This is a genomic window from Saccharopolyspora sp. (assembly GCF_017434145.1).
GTDB classification, from domain to species: domain Bacteria; phylum Actinomycetota; class Actinomycetes; order Mycobacteriales; family Pseudonocardiaceae; genus Saccharopolyspora_C; species Saccharopolyspora_C galaxeae.
This window is the reverse complement of record NZ_JAFRFW010000534.1, coordinates 1-1,901: the sequence shown is the minus strand read 5'-3', so window position 1 is coordinate 1,901 and position 1,901 is coordinate 1. Positions and strand designations below refer to the sequence as shown.

Below are 1,901 nucleotides of genomic sequence, written 5' to 3'. Positions count from 1 at the left end.
TTTCCTGGACGACACCGGCCAGTCGCTGGACACGGCGCTGCACGACGCGCTCGAGAACCGGTCCTTCGAGCGCGCGCTGCAAAACCTCGGGATGAGCAACGTCTTCAGCGCGCAGCCCGAGGAACCCGGCAACGGCGGTGGGCTGATCACCGGTACCCAGCAAGCCCCGCCGGGCGCGGTGCACCGGGCCGACCAGGCGCCGCTACCGCTCGGTGCCGAAGCGCGAGCCGTGCAAGATCGGGCGCACCGCCTGTACGGCCTCGACGTGCTCACTCCGGACCAGGCCCGGATCGTCACGGCGTTGGACCGGCTCGCCGCACTGGCTTCGCCCCCGGCCCGTCCCGGCGACCAAGCCCTGCTCGATCTCGCCGGCCGGGCCGGGATCAGCCACGGCACTGTCGGCGAGCGCCTTTCCGCGCTGTTCAACCTGGCTGCGCTGCGGCCGGATTCGCTGGGCGGCGTCGGGGAATTCCGCGCCGCTGCCGGGCTGGGCCCCGAGGTGCCGCGTACCCCGGACTCGATCGCGGAGCCGGAGCGCGTGGTTCCGTTGGCTCGTGGACAGAGTCTGACGGCTGAGCAGGTGGATATCGTCGGGCTGCGGGACGGCCCGGACGGTGCGGAGATCGGTGCCGGGTTCCCGCTCAGTGCCACGGAAGCCGCGGTGCTGCGTAGTGCTTTCGAGCACGGCGCTGCTTCCCACGTGGCGGAGTTGTTCGACTTTCCCGCGGGCTCGAAGCCCTCGGTCGCGCCGGTGCATTTCTCGGATGGCCGGTTCCTGGTGCGGGCGGAATCGGGTGTGGTGCATTCGCTCGATCACGAGCAAATGACCAATTTGTGGTTGAGCGCGGGTCGTTCCGATGGAGCCCGATCGCAGCAGCGGCCGCTGCTGTGGTTGAGCTGCGAGCTGGGTGATTCGGCGAACTCGGCGGTCTCGCAGGGATTGCGGGATCTGCTGTCCGGACATGTCGGTGAGCAGTGGGCGCCGGTGGGCCGGCCCGAGTTGTTCGAGCGGGGCGGCGTCAAGCTCCGCGGCGATGGGCGCGTTTCCCGGCTGGGCGAGGAGCCGGAAAATGCGCCGGACGAAGCCGGGGAGGTCACTTCCGGCCCCCTCGATGGCGAAAGCGTCGCCCTGGCAGGCAACGATGCTCCCTTCTTCGTCGGGCGCACGGCGACCGGGACGGCCGTCTTCCGGGTTTCCGAGGTGCCCCGTTTCCTGCGGTCGAACGGATTCGGCCAGACCCGCGGGCTGGATCTGGCCCCGGAAGTTGCCGGCGGGCAGCTGTTCATCGGCGCGCTGCGACCTGGCAACGCCCGGCACGTCGTGCAGACACTTCCGCACGAGATGCACGGCGATTACCGATACCTGCACACCCGGCCGAACGGTGGGCTTGCTCCGGCGCCGTGGCGGGACCCGGTGTTCATCATGCTGCACGCCGAGGGAAACGGCTTCCACGTCAAAATCGCCCAACACGGCAGGCTGCAGTCGGTGTTCCTCGAAGGCCACGAGTTCTACCGGCTGTTGCGGGCGATGCCGGAATATCACCAGCTGCGCTCGGAACCGCACTCCGACGTCGTCCTGGTCGCCTGCTCCTCCGCCGCCTACAGCGCCTCGCACCAGCTGGTCGCGGGCGCGCGAGCCGACAGGGACACCGCGGACTTCCACGCCGGACTCGACATCGTCTACCTCCACGTGCAGACCCTGCCGAACGGAGAGCGGCGCCCGGACTTCTCGGTAGCGCACAACGCGGGCATCGCCAGCTACTACTACCGGCCGGTCGGTCGTCCGACGCCGCAGATCAGTGGCGTGTATGACTACGCAGGCCTGGCGGCCGCCCAGAACAGCGATGTTTACGCCGCCAACTACCTGTTCCCGAACTTCGGCCCGTTCCCGCCGGGGTCCA

The 1,901-nt window shown here is 69.4% G+C and carries 1 protein-coding gene; it reads left to right on the top strand.

Going from position 1 to position 1,901, the window contains the following annotated elements; translation table 11 throughout:
- A partial coding sequence (locus IJH84_RS14825) for a hypothetical protein (protein WP_295145439.1) occupies positions 1-1,901 on the top strand: 1,901 nt, incomplete at both ends.